This window comes from Streptomyces sp. 1-11 (assembly GCF_007176755.1).
Lineage (GTDB): Bacteria > Actinomycetota > Actinomycetes > Streptomycetales > Streptomycetaceae > Streptomyces.
The window spans coordinates 136,103-155,434 of sequence record NZ_BJTV01000019.1 but is presented as its reverse complement, the minus strand read 5'-3'; the positions used below and the strand labels follow the sequence as shown (position 1 = coordinate 155,434).

Genomic DNA, 19,332 nt, shown 5'->3' with positions numbered 1-19,332 from the left:
TCTCGCCACCACCTACACCGCACCCCGGAACTCGACCGAGGAACTCATCACCGGCGTGTGGTCCGACGTCCTCGGCGTCGACACCATCGGCATCCACGACAACTTCTTCGAACTCGGCGGACAGTCGATCAGCTCGGTTCGAGTGGTCTCCCGACTGCGGGAAGCCGGCCTGGGCGTAGCCCTCCAGCAGATCGTGCGGCACCCGACCGTGGCCCAACTGGCGGCGGCGCTGGACGTCCCGCAGGTGGCGTCGGCCGGACTGGTGGTGCTCCTGTCGTCCGCGGTGGACCCCGAGCTGCCCGTGCTGTTCTGCGTGCACCCGGGCGGCGGCAGCACCCACCCGTACCGGGCGCTCGCACGGTGCCTGAAGGGCATGTTCACCGTGTACGGCGTCCAGGCGCCGGGGTTGAACGCGGACGAGGCCCCGCTCGTCGGGATCGAGTCCATCGCGGAGCGGTACTGGCGGGAGATCCGCCGAGTGCAGCCCGAGGGCCCGTGCACGATCCTCGGATGGTCGACGGGCGCGGTGATCGCGCACGCGATGGGTGCGCGGGCGCCTGAGGAGGTGGCCGGTCTGTTCCTGCTGGAGCCGGCGGTGACCGGCGACGACCAGCGCGACCGCTTCCAGCGGCACGCCGAGACGTACCGACGGGTGAACGCGCTGTGGCGCCGCGGTCAGAACGAGCGCGGCGCGGAACGGGCGTCGACCGAGCGGGAGTTGCGGCGTCTGGCGCCGGAGATGAACCTCGACGAGGATCTGGTCACGCTGGACGAGTGGCTGCCCTTCGCGGTGCTGGAGGCGGAGGTCCGCTCGCTCGCCGCATACCGGCCCGGACATTCGGTGGCCAGGGCGACGCTGTTCGTCAGCGACACGGTGCGGGAGGGCAGCGGCGACGAGGTGCCGGAGGCCCAGTACCTCGCCCACTGGCACGAGCTCTACCCGGCAGGTCTGGCCCAGAGGGCGATGCCGGGCCGGCACATGGAGATGGTCAGGGGGGACGAGCAACTGGACACCGTCGTCTCGGCGTTGCGGGAGACGGCGCAGGCTGCCGCCACCGCCACCGCCGCTGGTGAGGCCGACGCCGTCGACCGGGAACGGGAGCTGCTGCCGGCCTGACCGAGCATCGTCGCCGGCGTCCAGGAGCCGACGGAGCTGACGAGGGGCCCACCACGGAACCGTGGCGGGCCCCTCGTCGTACTCGTGGGCCCGCGGTCGTCCCGGGCCGGCGGTCGCCGCGCCCCTCGACGGCCGTGTCCTGCGCTCCCGCAGCATCGCGGCCTTGACCACGAGGTCTACGCCCTGTTCACCGCCCACCAGGCCTGATCCGCGCCGACGACGACGCCCTGACCGGACGGCGGACATACCCATGGAGGATCAGCTTCACCGTTCTGCTGGCAGGCCCCAGCCCGTGGTGACGAGGGGCCTTCACCACGGCGCGCCCGGCCCGAACGGTTCGAAGAACATGACGTCCAGCGGATGCAGGTCCCGGCCGGTCAGACCGGGGAAGCCGGATTCGGCGGGGCCGCCGCGCAACCACGTGAGCAGGGTGGCCGTGAAGTCGTCTGGCAGGGGCGGTCCTTGGTCGCAGTGGCGTGGGTTGACGGCTACGCGCCATGTCTCGGGCGGGCCGTCCGCGCACCAGCCGATCTGGTCCCCGTCGATCGTCGACGCGAACGGCAGGAAGCCGCCGGGCTCGGGCCACGCGGGCATCGGGTAGTACTGGGGATGGGCGGCGCGCAGTTGTCGGTATCCGTCAAGCATGTCCTCGACGGTGGCCGCGAGCCCCTGCTCCCGTGGCCGGTCCAGGGACAGTGGGGCGCTCATGTCCAGCCACCAGCTCCAGTTGCCCGCCCCGTACCGCTCCGCGAGCGCCACGAAGTCCGGCGGCAGCCGGGTGCCGAGCCGCTCGAAGACCTGCTCCCACGTGCTCTCGCCCAGGTACGGCTCCAGGGGCGGTGGAACCAGTGCCATGACGGCGTCGAGGCCCGAGCCTTCGGTGAGCGCCGCGTGCTGCCGCGCGTCCACGGCGGTGCCCGCAGGCGGCGGCGACCAGGGGGCGGCCCCGGCCAGCGGCGGCCAGACCCGTATCTGTGAGGACAGCGGGCCCAGCAGCCCGCCGGGCTCGCCCGGGTGCGGCACGCCGGTGCGCAGCAGCGTGAACAGCAGCTCCAGGAAAGGGACTTCGTAGTCCACCCAGGGCTCGCTCACCCCGACTGCCACATTCGTGGTCACGAGCGTGACCGGCCACTCGTCGGGGTCGTCCGAGGCGCCCGTGTTCCAGAAGAGGTGGTCGCCGCTCCTCGTCGTGGCGAAGGCGAGCAGGCCACCCTCCTCGGGCAGGAAGGGACGCCGACGCGCGGTGAACATGCCGGGCCGGATCGCCGAGTGCCGGTGCGTCTCGACGATCCATGCTGCGTACTCGAAGCGGCCGTCGGTGCTGACGCACGGCGGGTGCAGCCGGATCGCCGCACCCGGGCCGCCTATCTCGGCCGCACCGTACGCCGACACGAGCGCCTTGTAGTCACCGGGCAGCGGGGTGCCGAGCCAGTCCTCGACCGCCGCCCAGTCGACGGCGGGCGCCGGGCCGGGCGGCGGTCCGACGAGACCTGTGAACGCGGTGATCCGCGCAGAGTGACCCATGGAACCGAGGATGACATCCCCCACCGACATCGAGACTGGGACCCGGCGCCGCTCGGGCGTCTGCGCCGCCCACTGACTGACGCTTCAACTGTCCTCGGGTTGGCGGCGAGCACGGCGGTCGCGGCGGCGAAGCGGACCAGGGGCACGAGGCGGGTCCTCTCGAAGAGCACGGACGGTTCGTGATCTTCGTAGCGGCCGACGCGGGCGACACGCGCGGCAACGGGCTGTGGCTCTACTCGATCGGGGTTAAGTGAAATCGTCGACGCTGCCTGCTCGCCGCTTAGGCTCCGGTGCTGTGGCTGAGGTACTCGATGAGCCCGGCACCACGGTCAAGGCCTGCGCGATGACAACCAGCTCGCCGAACAGGACCGCCAGGGCCACGCCGTGTGGCGGCACCTGGAAGCCGACGGCGACAACCGCGATCAGGAAGGAGGTGCCCGAAGCTCGTCGTGGCACCGCGCTCCGCCGCTTCCAGCACTACCAGGACGCCCGCCGTCACCGGACGCGAGTCCTGCCCCCGGACCTCAGCCTGTCGCGCTGCGCAGCCTTCGTCATCGGCCTCGAAGTACAGCCACAGATCTTCGTTCTCGTAGTAGGTGCGGAACCAGGTCGTCATATCGCCATCCTGGCCCACGATCTTGACTGAAGAGATGGGGGACCCAGGCCTGGGGTGTTCCGCCTGCCGGATGTCGGCGTACTTGCGGCAGTGGCTCTGGCCGCGATTCCGTGAATGATCTCGGTGCGCCGAGCGGCACGTCGTATGTCCGGCCGGCGGCCCGATGTTTCGCCCGTCACGGTATGCGGTGCAGGCGGCTTGATGCCTTGTGGTTCCGCAGCGGCAGCGCGGGCGAGCGCCGGATTACCGATGGGGCGCTTGACTTCGGCAGGATGGGCGCATGACCGAGATCCGCACACCCCGTCTCCTCCTCCGTAGCTGGCACGACGACGACCTCGCGCCGATGGCGGACATCAACGCTGACCTCCGGGTCATGCACTGGATCGATGACGGCTCGGTGCGCGACCTGGACGCCACGGCCGAGGACATTGAGCGATGGGAGGAGGAGTGGGACGAGGAGGGCTTCGGACTCTTCGCCGTCGAGTTGCTGGCCTCGGGCGAACTGATCGGCTTCACGGGACTGTCCGTGCCCGAGTTCCTGCCGGAGGTGATGCCCGCTGTGGCGATCAGCTGGCGGATCGGCTCACAGTTCTGGGGCCAGGGATACGCCTCCGAAGCCGCCCACGCCACGCTGGAGTTCGCTCTCCAGGACCGCGGCCTGGACCGCGTCATCAGTATCAACCGGGTGGGTGACAACGCCTCCGAGAACGTCATCCGCAAGCTCGGCATGATCCCCGAGCGGGAGACGGCACACCCGGTGTACGGCTACCCGCTGCGCGTTCACGCCATCGATCTCACCGAGTTCCAGGCGTGAACCGGCCGAGCCGTCGATCATCACAGGACAGCCCACCACTGTCCCTACGTCCGCGAGCGTGTTGATCGCGACGGTACGGAGACCGAGGGCGGACGGATCTGCACCCTCGCGCCGGAGCGCGGTGATCAGCTTGCCGAACTGCCGCGGGCTGAGCCCGCTGAACGGGGGTATCCAGGAGGGCTCGGACGCTGTGATCACACCAGCCACAACAAGATCATCCCACTGTGGCTGGTCTGCTCAAGCAGCTCGCAGTTCTCACTCGCTGATGCATCTCGCGATCAAGCCTTACCATCGCCGCCATGACATTCGATGTCTTCGCCGAGGACCTCCAGCCCGGTGACCTCTTGGAGCTCTCGACAGAGTCGGGCACCGTGGTCCTCCGGCTGACCCACGTGGAGCGGCGTACCCGAGGCATCAAGTTCATGGGTCGCAGTCAGCAGGGGTTCCTCTACTCCAGCGGCATGAAGTACGGCGAGTTGGCACGGTGCGGTTGACCTTCGATGGGCCGGTCGTGACCTGCTAAGCCGGAAGACAGGCGGGTGCGGCCCGAGTCGGGAAAGCGCTTGTCAAGCGAATATGCGCGATGACTGACGTCCATCGTTCCAGTCGCGGCCCGTCGGCCGGCGGCAACGACGCCCCTGGTGGAGCGCTCGCAGGGCCTGACGCCACCGGGCGTCAGGGAAGCGCGAGCACTGCGGCGATGGCGGTGCGCAGTTCCTGGTCGTCGAGGACGGCCCGGTAGTCCCGGTGGGCGGACAGCCGCAGATCGCGGGCGCCGACGAGGCGCAGGGCCCGCCGTGCGGCCGGCGTGACCGTGCCGATGCGCGAAAACCCGCGGAGTGCCTCGGCGAGGTCGCCGTAGCGGTCGTCGTCCCCGGTGAAGCGCACGACGACCTGCTCCAGCACCGCCAGGGCGGCACCCGGTTCGCCGGTGATCGCCCACAGGGCGACCGCCGCCGTCACCTTCCCATGCTCGGCGTTCTCCATGACCTCACGCACCCGTCCGGCATGCGCCGCGGCGGCGGGGCCGAAGTCGGACAGGAGGAGGACCGGCCCGTACGGGGACGCCTGCTCGTCGTGCACCGCCTCGCCCAGGAGCCGCAGGGCGGTGCCGTCGTCGCCCCCCGCGATGCGCCACGCGGCCCACGCGGTCCTGTGGTGGTTGCCCGGGTGTTCGAGGACGACCGCGTCGCGCACGGCGGACGCCGTCGAGGCGGCACCGGGACCCATCGCCAGCAGCACGTCGACCACGCGCAACGAGTACCGCGTGTCCTTCAGGAGCGGCAGGACGACCGGGAGCGCGGGCAGCGCGTCCGGCCCCCACTCCTCGGCGACCCGCAGCAAGGTGCCCATGATCTCGCCGTGGTCGCCGTGCCGTTCGTGGTCCTGCCGCACCTCCTCCAGCAGCGCGGGCAGCAGGACGTTGGCGTGCTCGCGCAGCGGCGCGAGGACCTCGTGCATCTCCGGCCGGCGCGGATCGCCCGCCACCCAGCTGCGCCCGAACTGCTCCCGGCAGGGCGCACAGAGCGACTCGACCAGGCCGGGGAGGCCGCGGGGGTCACCCAGCCGGACCAGGGCCCAGCGTGCGAAGTCGCCGACGGTCCCCTCGATACAGGAGACTTCGTCGGTCCCGGGATCGTCGAGCAGTGCCGCCAGGCGGTCGGCGTACGGGCCTGAGGCAGGGGCGAGCATTGCGAGGAGGTGCGCGGCCTTGAGCCGCACGCAGTCGTCGGCACAGTCCAGCATCCGTGCCGCGAGGGGCAGCACCGTCCATGCTGCGGAACGCCGCACGACCAGGTGCCGCCACGCCTCGTCCAGGACGACCCGGCGCAGCCCGTCGTCCGCGGTGCGTTCCGCCGCCTCAGCCAGCCGGGTCACGAACGACAGGGCGGCCGGGGGAACGTGGTCGAGGAGACCGGACACCCATGCTGCGACGTCTTCACGGGTGAAGGGGGTCTCGACCTCCGGCAGCCACCAGATCCGCTCGAACCGGGGCCGTACCGCCGGATCGGCGAGGACGCTGAGCAGCAGGTCGGCATGCCGGAGGGGGGCGTCGCGATCGAGGGACGCCCGGGCGATCACGGCCGCCACCTTCATCACCGGCTCGCCGTCGCGCAGCACCCGGCTCAGCACCGCCTCCACCGCGCCGGCGAACCGGTCCCGGCCACCGGGAGACCCGGTCCTGGGCGCGCCGGCGGTCGTCGCGGCGCGGGCGCCCAGCGCCAGCAGGAGGGGCAGGCGTACGGCCGGGTCCGTCTCGGCGTGCCACCGTTCGAGCAGCGCGTCGTCGTCCGCGAGGAGGAGAGCGGCGCGCCGCACGCTCGGCACGGGGTCCGCGAGGAGCGCCGTGATCTTGTCGCCCTGACGCCGCCACTCCTCCCGCCACGCGTCGTGAGTGCCCTGTTCACCGGCCTCGCGCGCCGCGCCGTTCAGAGCACCGAGCAGTTCGACGAGAGTGACTCGTGCGCCGTTGGCGGGGTCGCAAGCGAGCGCCGTGAGAAACGGCAGGGCCGCGGCCGCGGCCGATGGCAGCCCGCCTCCTGGGACGAACAGGCAGGAGTACAGCCGATGGCAGTCCTCCTCCGTCGCCGCCGCGCCCCACTCGACCAGGCGGCGCAGCGCCGCCGGGACCTCTTTGACGGGACGCTGCTCCGGCACGCCCGTCCGGTACCGGCTCCAGTCCACCGCATCCACCGCCTCGACCGAAGTATCCGCCACCGCCACCCCGTCAGTCCGCCGCACGTCGACCGACTGACATCCTCGCATCGACCCGACGGGACCACCTCTGGATCTGGGGGACGCCCGCGATCCGCGTCGCCCCGTCACACCTCCAGCCGGACACACCTAAGGGCCGCGTCTCCACGGACGATGTCCGCGCGCGCCCCCGCGTCCACGTCCGCCTAGCCCGCTGCCCCACCACGCCGGGCTCGACACCCACCCCTGGTCCACCGTCAACCACCCCTACCATCCCGCCAACAACCCACCAATGTCCCGTAACTCGGTGAGGGGGCCGGCGCGCCTCTGTTGCCGGATCGAGTTGTTCGGTTCTGGCAAGGCCGGCGCGGACAGCAACGGTTGTCGGGCCCAGCGCAGGACGTGCCGTGCGCGAGCGATCCACGGGGCGGCTTCCCTCTAAAATAAGGGGGCAGCGGTGAAGTCGGTGACGTACGCCCTCAACCGGACCGGACAGTTCGGGCCGATCAACTACAACGTCGCCACATTCCCTGCGACCAGCGGAAGCGCCTACTCCTGCGTGAAGGTGTACACCAGCACGGGCGCCCTGCACCACACCAGCTGCAGTCCCACGCTGTACTACTGACGCCTGGCGGCGAGGTTGCGGGCACCGCATCTGGCTGTCAGCTCCTCTCCACAGCCGGCAACCGGCTGTGGAGAGGAGCGCGTGTCAGGAGGACTCGGAGGACGAGGCCAGTGACTCGAGATGCTTGCGCCAGGCCGCTCTCACGCTGGGCGGGATCTTCGTGGTCAGGCCGCCTTCTTTGGTGAAGGCGAGGCCTTCGCTGTAGGCGCCGCCACCGCAGCCGTCGGGCTGGCGGGTCAGTCTGACGTCGGTGGACGAGTCGATCTCGGGATGGTTGCTCCCTTTGGGAGTGACGCGGAAACGGACTGTGCCGAGGTGCTCATCCACGTCGTCGGGAAGGCGCAGGCTGATCCGCGTGATGTCCTCCTGTGCCAAGTGGCCCTTGCCGCATCTGCCTCCTGCGCAGAGTTCGTAGGAGGCGCCGGCCAGGTCGGTGTAGCCCCGCTGGAGGAACATCACGCCGATCTGCGAGGTGACGCCGACCCCGGCGCAGGGCTTGGGGCTGCTGCACGCCGACGCGGTCATCGCCACGACGGACACGGCGGCGAGGACTGTGAGTCTCACCGTTCGTCTCACCACTTCTTGACCCCTCCGGGAAGCGCCTTTTCTGCCAGAGCGATGTCCGTGAAGAACACCGTGCACTTGCCGTCCCAGCCGTCACTGCACTCGCCGTCGTCACTCACCGAGTCGCAGCCGGCACCTGAGATGATGCCCTTCGCGTTGACGTGTCCGTTCGACTTCACGGTGTAGACGGGGCCGCCTGAGTCGCCGGAGATCACGCACGATCCGGAGTTCTTCTGGCCCACGGTCATGTTGTGTACCACGTCACCGTTGGAGTACTTGAAGCGCTTGCTGGTCTCTGTGACCTTCCAGCCGCACACCTCGCTGGAGCGGGCACCTCCGGTGCAGAACTTCTGTCCCTTGGACGAGCGTGTGGTGAAGCGGTTGTCCACCCGCCGCATCACACTGTCGTGCTGGTAGATGCGCGCCGACACGTTGTACGAGTTCTCCCTGACCTTGATCAGCGTAAGGTCGCCCGAGTAGTAGTTCTGGCCGGAGAGTTTCACCGAGCCCTTGTCGTTGGCGTAGTTGTCGACGTCGACGAAGCCGACCGTGACCGAGTTGTCGGTGCCGCTGTTGTCCCAGCTGTCCATGTACCCATTGGCGTAGGTGCAGTGTCCGGCGCTGACGATGTACGGGTGGCGGTTGTACGTCCAGGCGAAGCCGGTGGTGCACACCTTCAGCTTGTTGTGCAGATCGCCGTCAGGCCAGTGGGCCTCGTAGCCGGCGCCTCCCTTGAAGGGGTTCTTGTCTGTCCACCGGGTCGATGTCTCCTGGAACTGGCTGACCCCGGGGTTGACGCGAACGGTGACGGTGTCGATGCCGTACCGCTGGCCGAGCGCGTCGGTGAGTGGGGCGTTGTCTGCGGCGATCTCGACGATGACCTTGTTCGTCTCGGCGTCGACCTCGGCACTGGCGAGCGCGGAGGCACCGGGCAGATCGTCCTCGTCGAGCAGCAGTACTTCGTCCGCGATGGAGTCGAGTTCGGCCTGGCTGTGGTCGACGACCTTGGTGGTGGGGACCACGGTGGCGTTGGTGGTGGCAACGGCGTCGGCCACGTCGTCCTCGGTCGTGGTGGTGCCGTCGGCTGCCTCGTCCGCGTCGGCCAGAGTCGTGTCGTCGCCGCCCTCGTCGACCGGGACATCGGTCAAAGAGATCGTGGCGGTGGCGTCGGTCTTCGCAGCGCTGTCGGTGACCGGGGCGACGAGCTTGCCGGTGTCCTGGTCGAGGTAGGGCGGGGCGAGGGCGTCGGGGGAGGCCTCGGCCCGGTCCTCGGCCGTCTCCAGCGCGTAGGACTCGGTGGAGGTCGGTGCGGCCAGAGAATCCAGGTCGGTTCCCTGGTCGGTGACCTTGACCCGGTTCAGGAGGACGGCGACGGGTGCGGAGGGCGCCGGAGAATTGGCGCCCGTGAAGGTCACTCGCACCTGGAGGTCGCCGTCGTCGGTGATGGCGTCGGTGGTCCAGGTGAGCGCCGGGGTGACCCCGCCGCTCATGGTGACCGGCCAGGTGACCGCAGTGTTACCAGGGGCGACAGTGGCGGAGGCTGGGATGTCCGACCAGCCGTCGCTGTCGCCGCGCCGGTACTGGAAAGTGGCTCCGGTCAGGTCCGAAGGTCCGGCTGCGGCGAGGGTGACCGAGTGGCCGATCTCTTCGCCGGACAGGGGAGCGGTGAGGCCGGCTGCGCCGACGTGGAAGGTGTAGACGGTCGCCGCGGACGTGTTGCCGGCCTTGTCCGTGGCGGTGACGGTCAGCTTGTGGCTGCCCTCGCTGGCCGGGGTCAGGTCGATCGCGGTGGTCGCGGCGGAGGCGGAGACCGTGGTCGCCGTACCGCCGTCCAGGGCGTAGGTGAAGGTGTCCAACCCCTTGTCTGCGGACGTCAGTGTGAAGGTCCCGGTGTCGCCGGCGTCACCGGCCCAGGCGTCGTCCGGGAAGTCCGGCGAGGAGACCGTGGGCGCGGCGGGCGCGGTGGTGTCCACGGTGAAGCGGTAGTGCGCCGCAGGCCCCCAGGTTCCGGCCGAGTTGACGGCGCGTACGTGCAGGTACCACGTGCCTGGCGAAGTGGTGCTGCTGTAGCTTGCGGTCGTGGAATCGGTGGTGGTGTCTGGGACGGTGGTGGCACTGGAGTCCACGGTGTAGCTGTAGCCGGTCGCGGTGGTGCTGGTCGTCCACGCCGCCTTGAACGCGGTCGCCTTGTAGGCGGCCGTCTGATCGGGGTGGGAGGAGGACGTGACCGTGGGTAGCAGGCCCAGCGTGGAGTTGACCGCGAAGGCGTAGTGGGCGGCGGACCCGGACCAGTTGCCGGCCTTGTCCCTGGCGCGCACATGCAGATACCAGGTGCCGTCGCCGCTCACCGTGGTGGTGTAGGACGTGGAGCTCTGGGTGGGGCCGGTGCTGGCGGGCATCGTCGCGCTGTTCTGGTCCACGGCGACCGCGTACGCGGACACACCTGCGGTGTCCTTCGGAGCGGTCCAGGCAAAGGCTGCCGTGCGGCTGGCGTAGGTGGAGGTGCTCAGCGGGTGTGTGGAGGAGGTGACGGTCGGTGCGCCCGGGGCTGTCGTGTCGACGTTGAAGGGGAGGGTCTGGGTAGGCGACCACAGTCCGGCTGCGTTGCGTGCCGCCGCGTGGACGTACCAGCTGCCGTCGCTCCGGTCCGGGGCCGATATCCCCGTGGAGGTCTGGGTGACGGTGGTGCCGGCGCTGGTGGCCGGGCTCTGGTCGACCTTGACCGCGTACCCGTCGATGCCGCTCGTGTCGTCGGCAGCGAGGGTGCCGGTGAAGTCGTCCGTCGAATACCAGTTGACGGACGATCCGTGAGTGGTGCTGGTGATCGTGGGCGCGGCCGGAGCCGTCGGGTCGACGGTCAGGGTCCGCCATGCCGACCAGGCCTTCGACAGGTCGGTGGCGTCATACGCCCTGGCCCGCCACTTGTACGTTCCCGCGCCCAGCGCCCCGGAGGTCCACGTGCCGATGCTGCCGGACAGGACGTACTTGGAGCTGCCGGTGGTCTTCCGGGTGGTCAGTCCGCTGTCCCACACCTCGAAGGTGTAGCGGAGCTGGTCGGCGTCGCCATCTGTCGCACGTGCCTGGAGGGTGGGGGTGGCGTCCTGGGTGATGGTCCCGGAGACGGGAAGGATCTGCGCGGCCGTGGACGGGTACGAGTTGTACGTCACGGTCAAATGCGGCTCGACGGAGCTGTCACCGGAGATGTAGTTCGCTGATCGGAAGCGGCGCCATGTCAGGGAGTCGCTCTCGTCTGCGCCGCGCAGCTGGATGCCGTAGTTCGCGGACCCGTCGGCCCACGCCTGCACGATGTCGTCGACATCGAAGTTCACGGTGCCGGCCGGGCAGGCGTCCGAGTAGCCCTTGGCGGCGGTGCTGGTGACGGCTCCGGTTGTGGTCGTCGAGGGCTGGTCGGCCCAGGTGACGCTCGAGGACGACCATGACGAGGTGATTCGCCGCACCTGGGTGCCCGCGCCTGATGTCGAGCATGAGGAGGACCAATACGAGTACAGCGCGAGGTTGGTGTCGGTGATGTGCTTGCCCGCGAAGTCCGAGACGTCGAACTTCAGGTACGAGCGGGCCTTGGTGGAACCCGCGTCGTACGTTCCCGATTTCAGTTCCGCCGACGAGACTTGCGAGTCGGGATAGTTGGTGGCCACCCAGGTGTCCGTGGTCACCGCGAGGGTGGATGTCGGATCCACCGTCACCGGGTAGGTGGCTGCGGCCAGAAAGTCGGCGTCCGGCGTGAGGACCAGTGTCTGCGAGCCGTCCGAGGAAGTCTCGATGTCAGCGTCCACCCGAGCCTGGTTCTTCGGCTCGCCGGACAGCTTGTCCTTGCTGGAATCCCACATCGTCGGTGCGGGCGCCTCGGCCACCAGGTCACCGGAGGAGTCCTTGAGCAGCAGGTGCCCCGATTTGGCCTCGGACAGGCGCAGTCCGTGCAGTTCCAAGGGGATTCGGTACGTCACCGGTCCGTGTGGTGCCTGGTCGAGGAGCACGTTCTGGGAGAAGCCTTCGGGCAGTGCGGTCACCTTGAGCGTCTCGCCCTCACCCAGTGCGTACGAGGCGGTGTCGCCGTCCACGTGGGGGGCCGGCAGGGTGTCCTGCCAGCCGAGTCCGAAGGTCTTGCCGCCGTCCGAAACTGAGGCCAGATCGGTGTCGCCGCCGTCGGAGACGGCGATACGTGCCGCCGCGGTCTCGGGCGTGAGGTCGGCGCCGGTATCGGACAGCGTGGTGTCGATGTCCTTCCACTTGCCGTCCTGCTTCACCCGGATCTGCGCGGCGAACGCCTCGGTCGTCAGGGAACCGTCGGGGTTGGCGTAGGCGGAGCTCGTCTCGGTCCGCTCCGCAAGTATCTCGATACGGCGGTTCTCGGCCTGGGCCAGCACGCGGGCCGTGTTCTCGTTGTCGGCCTCAGCGGGACCGAAGTCCCGTGGCTCGGCCGCAGCCGCAGCCGTAGCGGTCGCGTCGGAGGACGTGTCGTCGGCTGTCGCCTGGCCGCCAACCGTGAGAGCACCGCCGGCCAGAGCCAGTACGAGCATTGCCGAGGTGACGGCTCTCGTCTGCGTTGACCCGAGTCCGCGTGCTGCAGTGAACACTGCAGGTCAACCTACACTCGGTCCCGCCGTAGTCAGCGGCACGCCAGGCGGAGACAAGCTCGCGGAGCAGCAACCACATCCCACACCTGCGGGGACTGCGGGGCAGTGCCGTACATAGAACCGGTCCACGACGGTGGAGGTCAGTTCCACATCGTCGATGTCGTCGGGTTCCGGGTCGCGGTAGGTGACCACGAGCGAGTCCGGGACGACGAAGCCGAGAGGGTGCAGATCCCGGTCCATGTGGAAGCGGGCCGGCGCCGTGTGAACGCCGAGTGCAGGACCGCGCGCATCCCTTGGCCGCACTCGATCCGTGCGGCCGCCCGCACGGACGGTGGCGTAGTCGGCGGCGGTACCTGCCAGGCGTTGAGTGTCTTCCAGGGGCCGCGAAGTCACGCCGCCCCGTGCCCCCCTACAGGCCGCGCGGGCCAGGCAGCGCAGCAGGGGGCTTTCAACACCACGACGACGCCCCGGCCTCGCATGCCCACCGGAGACATGGTGGGGGTGCGAGGCCGGGGCGTCGGTGGCTGCGGCCGGTGCCGCACGGTTCACCAGCGCTTCAGTTCGGGGAAGAAGCCCGGTATCTCGGTGGCGCGGCCGGTGCTCAGGGCCGTGCGGTAGATGTGGTAGCCGACGGCCAGGTCGAGGACGCCGAGGCCGAACGGGGAGAAGACGGTGGGACGGTCGCGGTCGAGGGTCACGTCGCCGCGCAGCACGTCGGCGAGCGTGCCGTCGATGAAGTCGCGTGTGCCGTACTCCGTCTCCGTCAGGTGGGGCGAGGTCTGCGCGGTGAGGCAGTGGTCGATGTCGTCCAGGACGTTGTGGCACTTGATCATGACGGTGGGGTGGATGTCGCGCAGCGACAGGTTCAGGATGAGCTGGCCGGGCAGCAGGGTCTGCCCGTCCGCCAGCCAGGGCGCGGGCGCGGTGGTGGCGAGGACGACCAGGTCGGCGGTGGCCAGGGCCGCGTCGATCTGCGCCACGGTGCGGGTCTGCCAGCCGTGGGTGGCGGCGGTGTAGGCGGCGAAGGTCTCGGCGTAGGCGTCCACGTGGTCGTGGACCAGGCACTCGCGGACGTTGGCGCCGCGGGCCGCGAGGAAGTCGGAGACGGTCCGGCCGATGACGCCGGCGCCGACGAAGAGCACCGTCTTGGGGCTGTCGCCGTCCGCGAGGGTCTCCGCGGCGAGCGCGGCGGACGCCGCGGTGCGGGCGGCGCTGATGCCGGACGCCTCCAGGCAGGCGAACGGGTAGCCGGTCTCGGCGTCGTTCAGCAGCAGGACGGCGGAGGCGCGCGGCAGGTTCTGCCGTACGTTCTGCGGGTAGCTGGCGATCCACTTGAGCCCGGAGACCGGTGTGTCGCCGCCGAGGTGGGCGGGCAGGGCGATGATCCGGGCGCCGGGATCGTGCGGGAAGCGCAGGAAGTGGCTGTTGGGGTTCACGGTGGCCCCGCGGCTGTGCTGGAGGTAGGTCTCCCGCACGATGTCCAGGACGGCCGACGGCGCGGAGCCGATGACATCCTGGGCGACGGAGCCGTCGATCACGTGGAAGGTCGACATCGGTGGTTGCCTTTCGGGGGCGGATGGCGCGGCCGGGCGGTCGCGGCGGGTGGACTGTCCGGCCGGTGCGGGGCGGGTCAGGTGAGGGCGCCGAAGTGCCGCTCGACCCAGTCGTCGTTGTAGACCGTGCCGAGGTAGCGCTCGCCGAGGTCGGGGGAGATCGCGGCGACGCGGGAGCCGGCCGGGATGGTGCCGGCCCGGCGGCGGACCGCGGCCAGCACCGAGCCGGTGGAGCCGCCGGTGAGCAGGCCGTGGGTGCGGGCGAGCAGCCGGCACTCGCGTACCGCGTCCTCCTCGGCGACCAGCACCACGTCGTCGACGAGACCGGGTTCGAACAGTTCGGGGATGCGGCTCGCGCCCAGCCCGGGAATGTGGCGCGGCCCGGGGGCGGCGCCGAGGATGATGGAGCCGAGGGCGTCCACGGCGACGATCCGGGTGTGCGGCGAGAACTCGCGCAGGTACTGCGCGCAGCCGACGAACGTGCCGGTGGAGCCGACGCCGATGAACAGGTAGTCGAGGTGCTGGACCTCCTTGAGCAGGGTGCGCGCGGTCTGCTCGTAATGGGCGCGCGGGTTGGCCGGGTTGGCGTACTGGTTGAGCCAGACGACGGTCGGGTCCGCTTCGACGCGGCGCCGGATGTGGGCGATGCGGGACTGCAGGAAGCCGCCGTTGGCGTCGACGGTGTCGACGACGACCACCTCGGCGCCCAGCGCACGCATGTGATCGATGCTGGTGGCGTTGGTGTTCGGGTCGACGACGCAGGTGAAGCGGTAGCCCTTGGTGGCGCAGATGGAGCTGAGCGCGATACCGAGGTTGCCGGAGGAGGACTCGATGACTCGGGCGCCCGGCGTGAGGACGCCGCGGTGCTCGGCGTCCTCGATGAGGCTCAGCGCGGTCTTCAGTTTGACGGAGCCGGCCGGGTTGAGGCCCTCGATCTTCAGGAAGAGGTCCGAGCCGGGCACCATCCGGGGCAGCAGGACGAAGAGGTCGTCGGTGACCAGCTCGTAGGTGTGCTCGTAGATCATGTCCGGGGCTCCCAGAGGTCTTCGGGGCCGGTCTCCTCGGCCGTGTAGCGGCCCAGCGCGCTGACCGCCATGCGCAGTTCCAGCGCCAGGGCCTCCAGCAGGCGCTCGAGACCGTGCTCGGGGTCCTCGTCGGCGGCGATCAGGGCGGCGCGGCCGAGGCCGACGGCACGGGCGCCGAGGGCGAGCAGCTTCACGGCGCGGATGCCGTCCCAGACGCGTCCGCTGGCGAGGAGGGTGCGGCCTGCGGGGTCGACGCGGCGCAGGGCTTCGGCGAGGGGCAGTCCGACGTGGCTCAGGAAGCCGATCGGGGCCCAGCCGGTGCCGCCCTCGGCGCCGTCGACGGCGACGGCGTCCGCGCCCGCGTCCCAGGCGACGGCGGCGGCCCGGCCGACGTCACGGCCGGGGAAGAGCTTCACCCAGCAGCGGGCGCGCGGGTAGTTGTTGCGCATGAGCTGGATCTGGCGGCGGAAGATCTCGTCGGTGAAGGTGCCGGGGCTCGCGCAGCGCAGGATCGACGAGGCGCCGGGTCCGAGCCGTTCGACGGCGTACTGTCCGGCGAGGTCGGCCGCGACCGCGTCGCTGATCATGGTGAGGCCGCCGAGGCCGGGTTTGGCGCCCTGGCCGACCTTGAGTTCGAAGCCGAGCCGGCCGGAGGTGAGCAGGCCGGTGACGGCGGGGTCGCTGTAGACGTGGTTCCAGACCTCGGAGTCGGCGTCCTCGGTGCTCTGCTGGACGCAGACGCCGCCGACGCCGTCGGGCAGTTCCTCGCAGTACGCCTGGATGCGCTCCAGCAGGCCCTTGCGGTGGTCGTCGCCGCCGGAGCGGAAGCCGTTCATGGGGGCGACGTTCTCGCCGATGACCATCGGGATGCCGAGCCGTCCGGCCTGGCGGCTGAGGGCGAGGCTGGTGCCGGCGACGCGGGTCGAGCCGAGCGCCGACAGGTAGACCGGCAGCGGGGCGGCGAAGCCGCCGAGGGCGGTGTCGAGACGGACGTCGGAGTAGAGGGGTTCGCGGCCGAGGTCGATGAGCTTGGCCAGGCGGCCCGGCATGAAGACGGGCGGGGCCAGGCGCAGTGCGTCGATCTCGTCGCCGGCGGGTTCGGGGGCGGCGCCGAAGACGGCGTTGCCGTAGCTGTCCAGGGGCGGGAAGACGGCGGCGGCGCCGTCGCGGGCCCGGGCGCGCACGGCGTCCTCGGGCAGGCCGGGTGCGGTCAGCTGGTTCACGGCGACACGACCCCCGCGATCTTCGGGAAGGCGGTGGTCCGCCACGCGGAGTCCAGGCCGGTGACCCAGCGGGTCAGGCGTTCCAGGCCGATCCCGAAGCCGGCGCTGCTGGGGATGCCGTGCCGGGCGACCTCGAGGTACCAGGCGTACTTGGAGGGGTTCTCGCCGGTCTCGCGCATCCGGGTGACCAGGGCCGCGTAGTCGTGCTCGCGCTCACTGCCGCTGCACAGTTCGCCGCAGCCCTCGGGTGCGATGAGGTCGAAGTTCAGCAGGGTGCCGGGCTCGGCCGGGCTCTCCTTGTCGTAGAAGCCGCGGGAGCCCTTGGGGTAGCCGACGATGAAGAACGGGGCGTCGGCCTGGCGGGAGATGCGCTCCTCGGCCTCCCACTCGATCTCGGTGCCGGCGGCCTGTGGGTAGCCGTCGCGGCGCAGGCCGTCGACGACCTCACCGTGCGGGACGCGGGCGAACGGCCGGGCCACGTAACGGCGCAGGGCGTCGGGGTCGCGGCCGAGGACGGCGAGGTCGTCGCCGCACTCGTCGACGGCGGTGGTCACGGCGTGCCGGATCAGCCGCTCGACGACGCCCATGGCGTCGTCGCGGGTGGCGCCCGCGTACTCGACGTCGATCTGCCGGAACTCGGTGAGATGGCGGTGGGTGCTGCTGGTCTCGACGGGCTCCAGGCGGACGTTGGGCGCGACCAGGAAGATACGGTCGAAGGCCAGCAGGGACGCCTGCTTGTAGAGGATGGCGCTGGTCATCAGCTTGTAGCGGTGGCCGTAGTAGTCGACGTCGACCTGCTTGGCGCCGCGCGAACCCGGGTCGGTGACGGGGCCGATGACCGGGTGGGCCATCTCCACGGCGCCGTCGGAGCACAGGAAGGAGCGGGCGCCGGCCACCAGCGCCTGCTGGATGCGCAGGGCGGCGCGGGTGCGGGGGTCGCGCAGGTGTTCCAGCGGCGAGGGCAGCGCGAGCGCCTCGGGGGCCGGCGGAAGGTCCATCTGGAGTGTCATGTCGGTCGTGTCCTGTCCTGTCGTCGCCGGACCGGAGTCGCAGGCCGGCGGGCGGTGGCGCGCGGGCGCCGGGGTGGGGGCCGCTCGGGTCAGCTCGCCCGCACCAGGCGGGCGGCGGGGTCGTCGTAGCGGTTCTTGACGTGGTTGAGCGCGTGCAGCAGCCCGGACGAGGTCAGGCGCCGGGACGGCTGTGCGGCGGTGGGCCGGCCGAGCGGGAGCGATCCGGTGCGGGACCACTCCAGCCGGCCGCGGTCGGAGATGAAGCTGCGGGTGCGCCCCGCGTTGTCGGGGTGCAGGCAGAAGGGCACATCGAGGTAGCCGTGGGCGAAGGCGCGGACCAGGGCCTGGCCGAGGTCGTCGTGCAGGTGCAGGACGGCCTCTACGAGGGAGCGGGCCTCCGCCTCGACACCGGTGGACGGCGGCGGGGCGGCCGGCCGCGCGGTGCGGGCCGCCGCGGCGGCGGTCTCCAGCGCCGTGACGTTCTCCTCGATGGAGGGGATACGGGCCGACTCCGCCGGAGTCTTCACGATGAGCCGGATGGCGCCGGTGCGCACCGCGAGCCGCGCGGCGTCCGCGACGAGCCGCAGCGCACCCGCCCGGGTCTCCGGGTAGACGCCCATGTACGCATAGACGACCACGTGCCAGGAGGTGTCCGGTAGGTGGTCGGCGGCCAGGGCGCGCAGTGCGTGCACGGCCTCCTCGTCCTGTTCGGGGCTGGTCTGCTGGGCGTAGCTGAGGGAGACGCTGCGCAGCCCGTGCCGGCGGAAGAACATGGCTTCCAGCACGGACAGGGCGACGAGCAGGGAGGGCGGGCAGAGCTGGCCCAGCATGCAGCCGCCGAAGGTCTCCAGGTGCGGTTCGGCTCCCGTCTCACGCAGCGCGGCGAGCCTGCGGCACGCTTCGGCCCAGGAGCGGACCGAGGTGGCCAGCGGGGTGCGGCCGTAGGGCAGGCAGTAGGAGACGGGGCCGCCCTCGGTGGCGTCGAGCCCGGCGGCGATGAGGGCCTCGACGATCCGGCCCGGCCGTGCGGAGCCGTGCCTCACCTGGACCGGGAAGTCGGGTCCGTGGACGCCGTCGAGGAGACCGACGGTGGTGCCGAGGTCCATGCTGACCAGCGGGTAGCCGTTGAGGTGATGGCCCTGGGCGACGGCGCGGGCGGCGGCGGCGTAGTCGCCGACGCGGGTGAAGCTGTCCAGGGTGAGGGTGCCGACGGTGGTGGCGTCGGCGGCGCGGGTGGCGATCAGGCCGGTGCGCATCCGGGCGGGGTCGGCGAAGCCCATGCGGGGCTGCACGACGAGGCGGCCGGTACGGGCGGCCTCGGCGGTGAACCGGTGGAAGGCGCCGCCGGCAGTGGGGGAGGGCTCAGCGGACGGCATCGGCGTGGGACCTTCCGTGCCGGTGCTCGGGCAGGGCGTCGAGCAGGGCGAGCAGTCCGGGGACGGCGTTCGGGCCGGTCAGGACGGCGTCGAAGCCGGCGTCGGTGAGCGAGGCGTGGACGTCCGGGGCGGTGGTGCCCGAGGTGTCCAGCTTGCCTCCGACGACGAGCGGCACCTCGGCCAGCGCGGGCACGGCGCGCACCGCGCGGGCCAGGCCCGGCGCCTCCTCGGCGCCGTGCCCGTTGACGGTGCTGACGACGATGAGACCGGGCGCGCGGGCCGTGGCCTCCTCGACCAGCACGCCGACCGGGACGCACGCGCCGAGATTGGTGACCTCCCAGCCCTGTTCCTCGAGCAGCAGTTGCAGGAAGAGCAGGTTCCAGGTGTGTGAGTCCGAGGCGATGGTGGTCAGGACGGCGTGGTGCGGGCTGTCCGGGGGCTGGCGATGCGGGTACACGACCGGCTTTTCCTCTCGACACCGTGGTGGGGCCGCGACCGCTGCGATCGGGCCGGGTGCCCGGAAAGGCGCCCCTGCGGCGGGGCGTCCGGGCTGTCCAGTGACGTCGTCCATGGTGGCCAGCGGTGATCGCGGGCGG

The 19,332-nt window shown here is 70.9% G+C and carries 15 protein-coding genes and 1 pseudogene; 5 read left to right on the top strand and 11 right to left on the bottom strand.

Annotation, left to right across the window (positions count from 1 at the left end; all coding sequences use genetic code 11):
- Nucleotides 1-1,117 (top strand): alpha/beta fold hydrolase (locus TNCT1_RS31160; RefSeq protein WP_143638766.1); only part of this gene is annotated, 1,117 nt, incomplete at its 5' end.
- Nucleotides 1,118-1,426: 309 nt separating this feature from the next.
- Here the strand turns inward: TNCT1_RS31160 and TNCT1_RS31155 are convergent.
- Nucleotides 1,427-2,641 carry an SMI1/KNR4 family protein gene (locus tag TNCT1_RS31155; RefSeq protein ID WP_235902992.1) on the bottom strand — a complete coding sequence of 405 codons (1,215 nt, stop codon included), beginning with the start codon at nucleotides 2,639-2,641 and terminating at the stop codon, nucleotides 1,427-1,429.
- 295 nt (nucleotides 2,642-2,936) lie between these two features.
- On the opposite strand from TNCT1_RS31155, the gene TNCT1_RS35650 reads away from it, so the two are divergent.
- Together TNCT1_RS35650 and TNCT1_RS31145 are read left to right on the top strand one after the other, a co-directional pair.
- Nucleotides 2,937-3,287 carry a hypothetical protein gene (locus tag TNCT1_RS35650; protein ID WP_160160443.1) on the top strand — a complete coding sequence of 117 codons (351 nt, stop codon included), beginning with the start codon at nucleotides 2,937-2,939 and terminating at the stop codon, nucleotides 3,285-3,287.
- 250 nt (nucleotides 3,288-3,537) lie between these two features.
- Complete coding sequence (locus TNCT1_RS31145) at nucleotides 3,538-4,071, top strand: GNAT family N-acetyltransferase (protein WP_143638759.1); 534 nt, start codon at nucleotides 3,538-3,540, stop codon at nucleotides 4,069-4,071.
- A 96-nt stretch (nucleotides 4,072-4,167) separates the two neighbouring features.
- Here the strand turns inward: TNCT1_RS31145 and TNCT1_RS31140 are convergent.
- Nucleotides 4,168-4,278 (bottom strand): annotated as a pseudogene (locus TNCT1_RS31140) (IS5/IS1182 family transposase); the annotation flags it as partial.
- Nucleotides 4,279-4,370: 92 nt separating this feature from the next.
- Between TNCT1_RS31140 and TNCT1_RS31135 the strand changes: the two are divergent.
- Nucleotides 4,371-4,565, top strand: coding sequence for a hypothetical protein (locus TNCT1_RS31135; protein ID WP_143638756.1), 195 nt, complete (start codon nucleotides 4,371-4,373; stop codon nucleotides 4,563-4,565).
- Nucleotides 4,566-4,746: 181 nt separating this feature from the next.
- Here TNCT1_RS31135 and TNCT1_RS31130 read toward each other — a convergent pair whose 3' ends face one another.
- Entirely contained in the window at nucleotides 4,747-6,789 is a 2,043-nt protein-coding gene (locus tag TNCT1_RS31130) for a hypothetical protein (protein WP_143638753.1), read from the bottom strand.
- Between the two features lie 433 nt (nucleotides 6,790-7,222).
- Between TNCT1_RS31130 and TNCT1_RS35645 the strand changes: the two genes are divergently transcribed.
- On the top strand, nucleotides 7,223-7,390 hold the full coding sequence (locus TNCT1_RS35645; RefSeq protein WP_160160442.1) for a hypothetical protein: 168 nt from the start codon (nucleotides 7,223-7,225) through the stop codon (nucleotides 7,388-7,390).
- A gap of 84 nt (nucleotides 7,391-7,474) precedes the next feature.
- Here TNCT1_RS35645 and TNCT1_RS31125 read toward each other — a convergent pair whose 3' ends face one another.
- From TNCT1_RS31125 to TNCT1_RS31090, 8 genes are all read right to left on the bottom strand, one after another.
- Nucleotides 7,475-7,954, bottom strand: coding sequence for a hypothetical protein (locus TNCT1_RS31125; protein ID WP_235902990.1), 480 nt, complete (start codon nucleotides 7,952-7,954; stop codon nucleotides 7,475-7,477).
- Nucleotides 7,955-7,962: 8 nt separating this feature from the next.
- A complete protein-coding gene (locus TNCT1_RS31120) occupies nucleotides 7,963-12,492 on the bottom strand; it encodes a DNRLRE domain-containing protein (RefSeq protein WP_143638748.1) in 4,530 nt (1,509 codons plus the stop codon).
- A 602-nt stretch (nucleotides 12,493-13,094) separates the two neighbouring features.
- Complete coding sequence (gene sbnB, locus TNCT1_RS31115) at nucleotides 13,095-14,102, bottom strand: 2,3-diaminopropionate biosynthesis protein SbnB (RefSeq protein ID WP_143638745.1); 1,008 nt, start codon at nucleotides 14,100-14,102, stop codon at nucleotides 13,095-13,097.
- Nucleotides 14,103-14,179: 77 nt separating this feature from the next.
- Entirely contained in the window at nucleotides 14,180-15,127 is a 948-nt protein-coding gene (sbnA, locus tag TNCT1_RS31110) for a 2,3-diaminopropionate biosynthesis protein SbnA (protein ID WP_143638743.1), read from the bottom strand.
- Nucleotides 15,124-16,350: a glutamate synthase-related protein gene (locus TNCT1_RS31105; RefSeq protein WP_143638741.1), complete on the bottom strand. Its 1,227-nt coding sequence runs from the start codon at nucleotides 16,348-16,350 to the stop codon at nucleotides 15,124-15,126. The genes sbnA and TNCT1_RS31105 overlap by 4 nt, the downstream gene beginning before the upstream one ends.
- Nucleotides 16,347-17,360: an asparagine synthetase A gene (locus TNCT1_RS31100; RefSeq protein ID WP_143638739.1), complete on the bottom strand. Its 1,014-nt coding sequence runs from the start codon at nucleotides 17,358-17,360 to the stop codon at nucleotides 16,347-16,349. The genes TNCT1_RS31105 and TNCT1_RS31100 overlap by 4 nt, the downstream gene beginning before the upstream one ends.
- A gap of 89 nt (nucleotides 17,361-17,449) precedes the next feature.
- Nucleotides 17,450-18,736 carry a methylaspartate mutase gene (locus TNCT1_RS31095; protein ID WP_143638737.1) on the bottom strand — a complete coding sequence of 429 codons (1,287 nt, stop codon included), beginning with the start codon at nucleotides 18,734-18,736 and terminating at the stop codon, nucleotides 17,450-17,452.
- On the bottom strand, nucleotides 18,723-19,193 hold the full coding sequence (locus tag TNCT1_RS31090; RefSeq protein WP_143638735.1) for a cobalamin B12-binding domain-containing protein: 471 nt from the start codon (nucleotides 19,191-19,193) through the stop codon (nucleotides 18,723-18,725). Before TNCT1_RS31090 ends, TNCT1_RS31095 begins: the two co-directional genes overlap by 14 nt.
- Nucleotides 19,194-19,332: the final 139 nt, after the last annotated feature.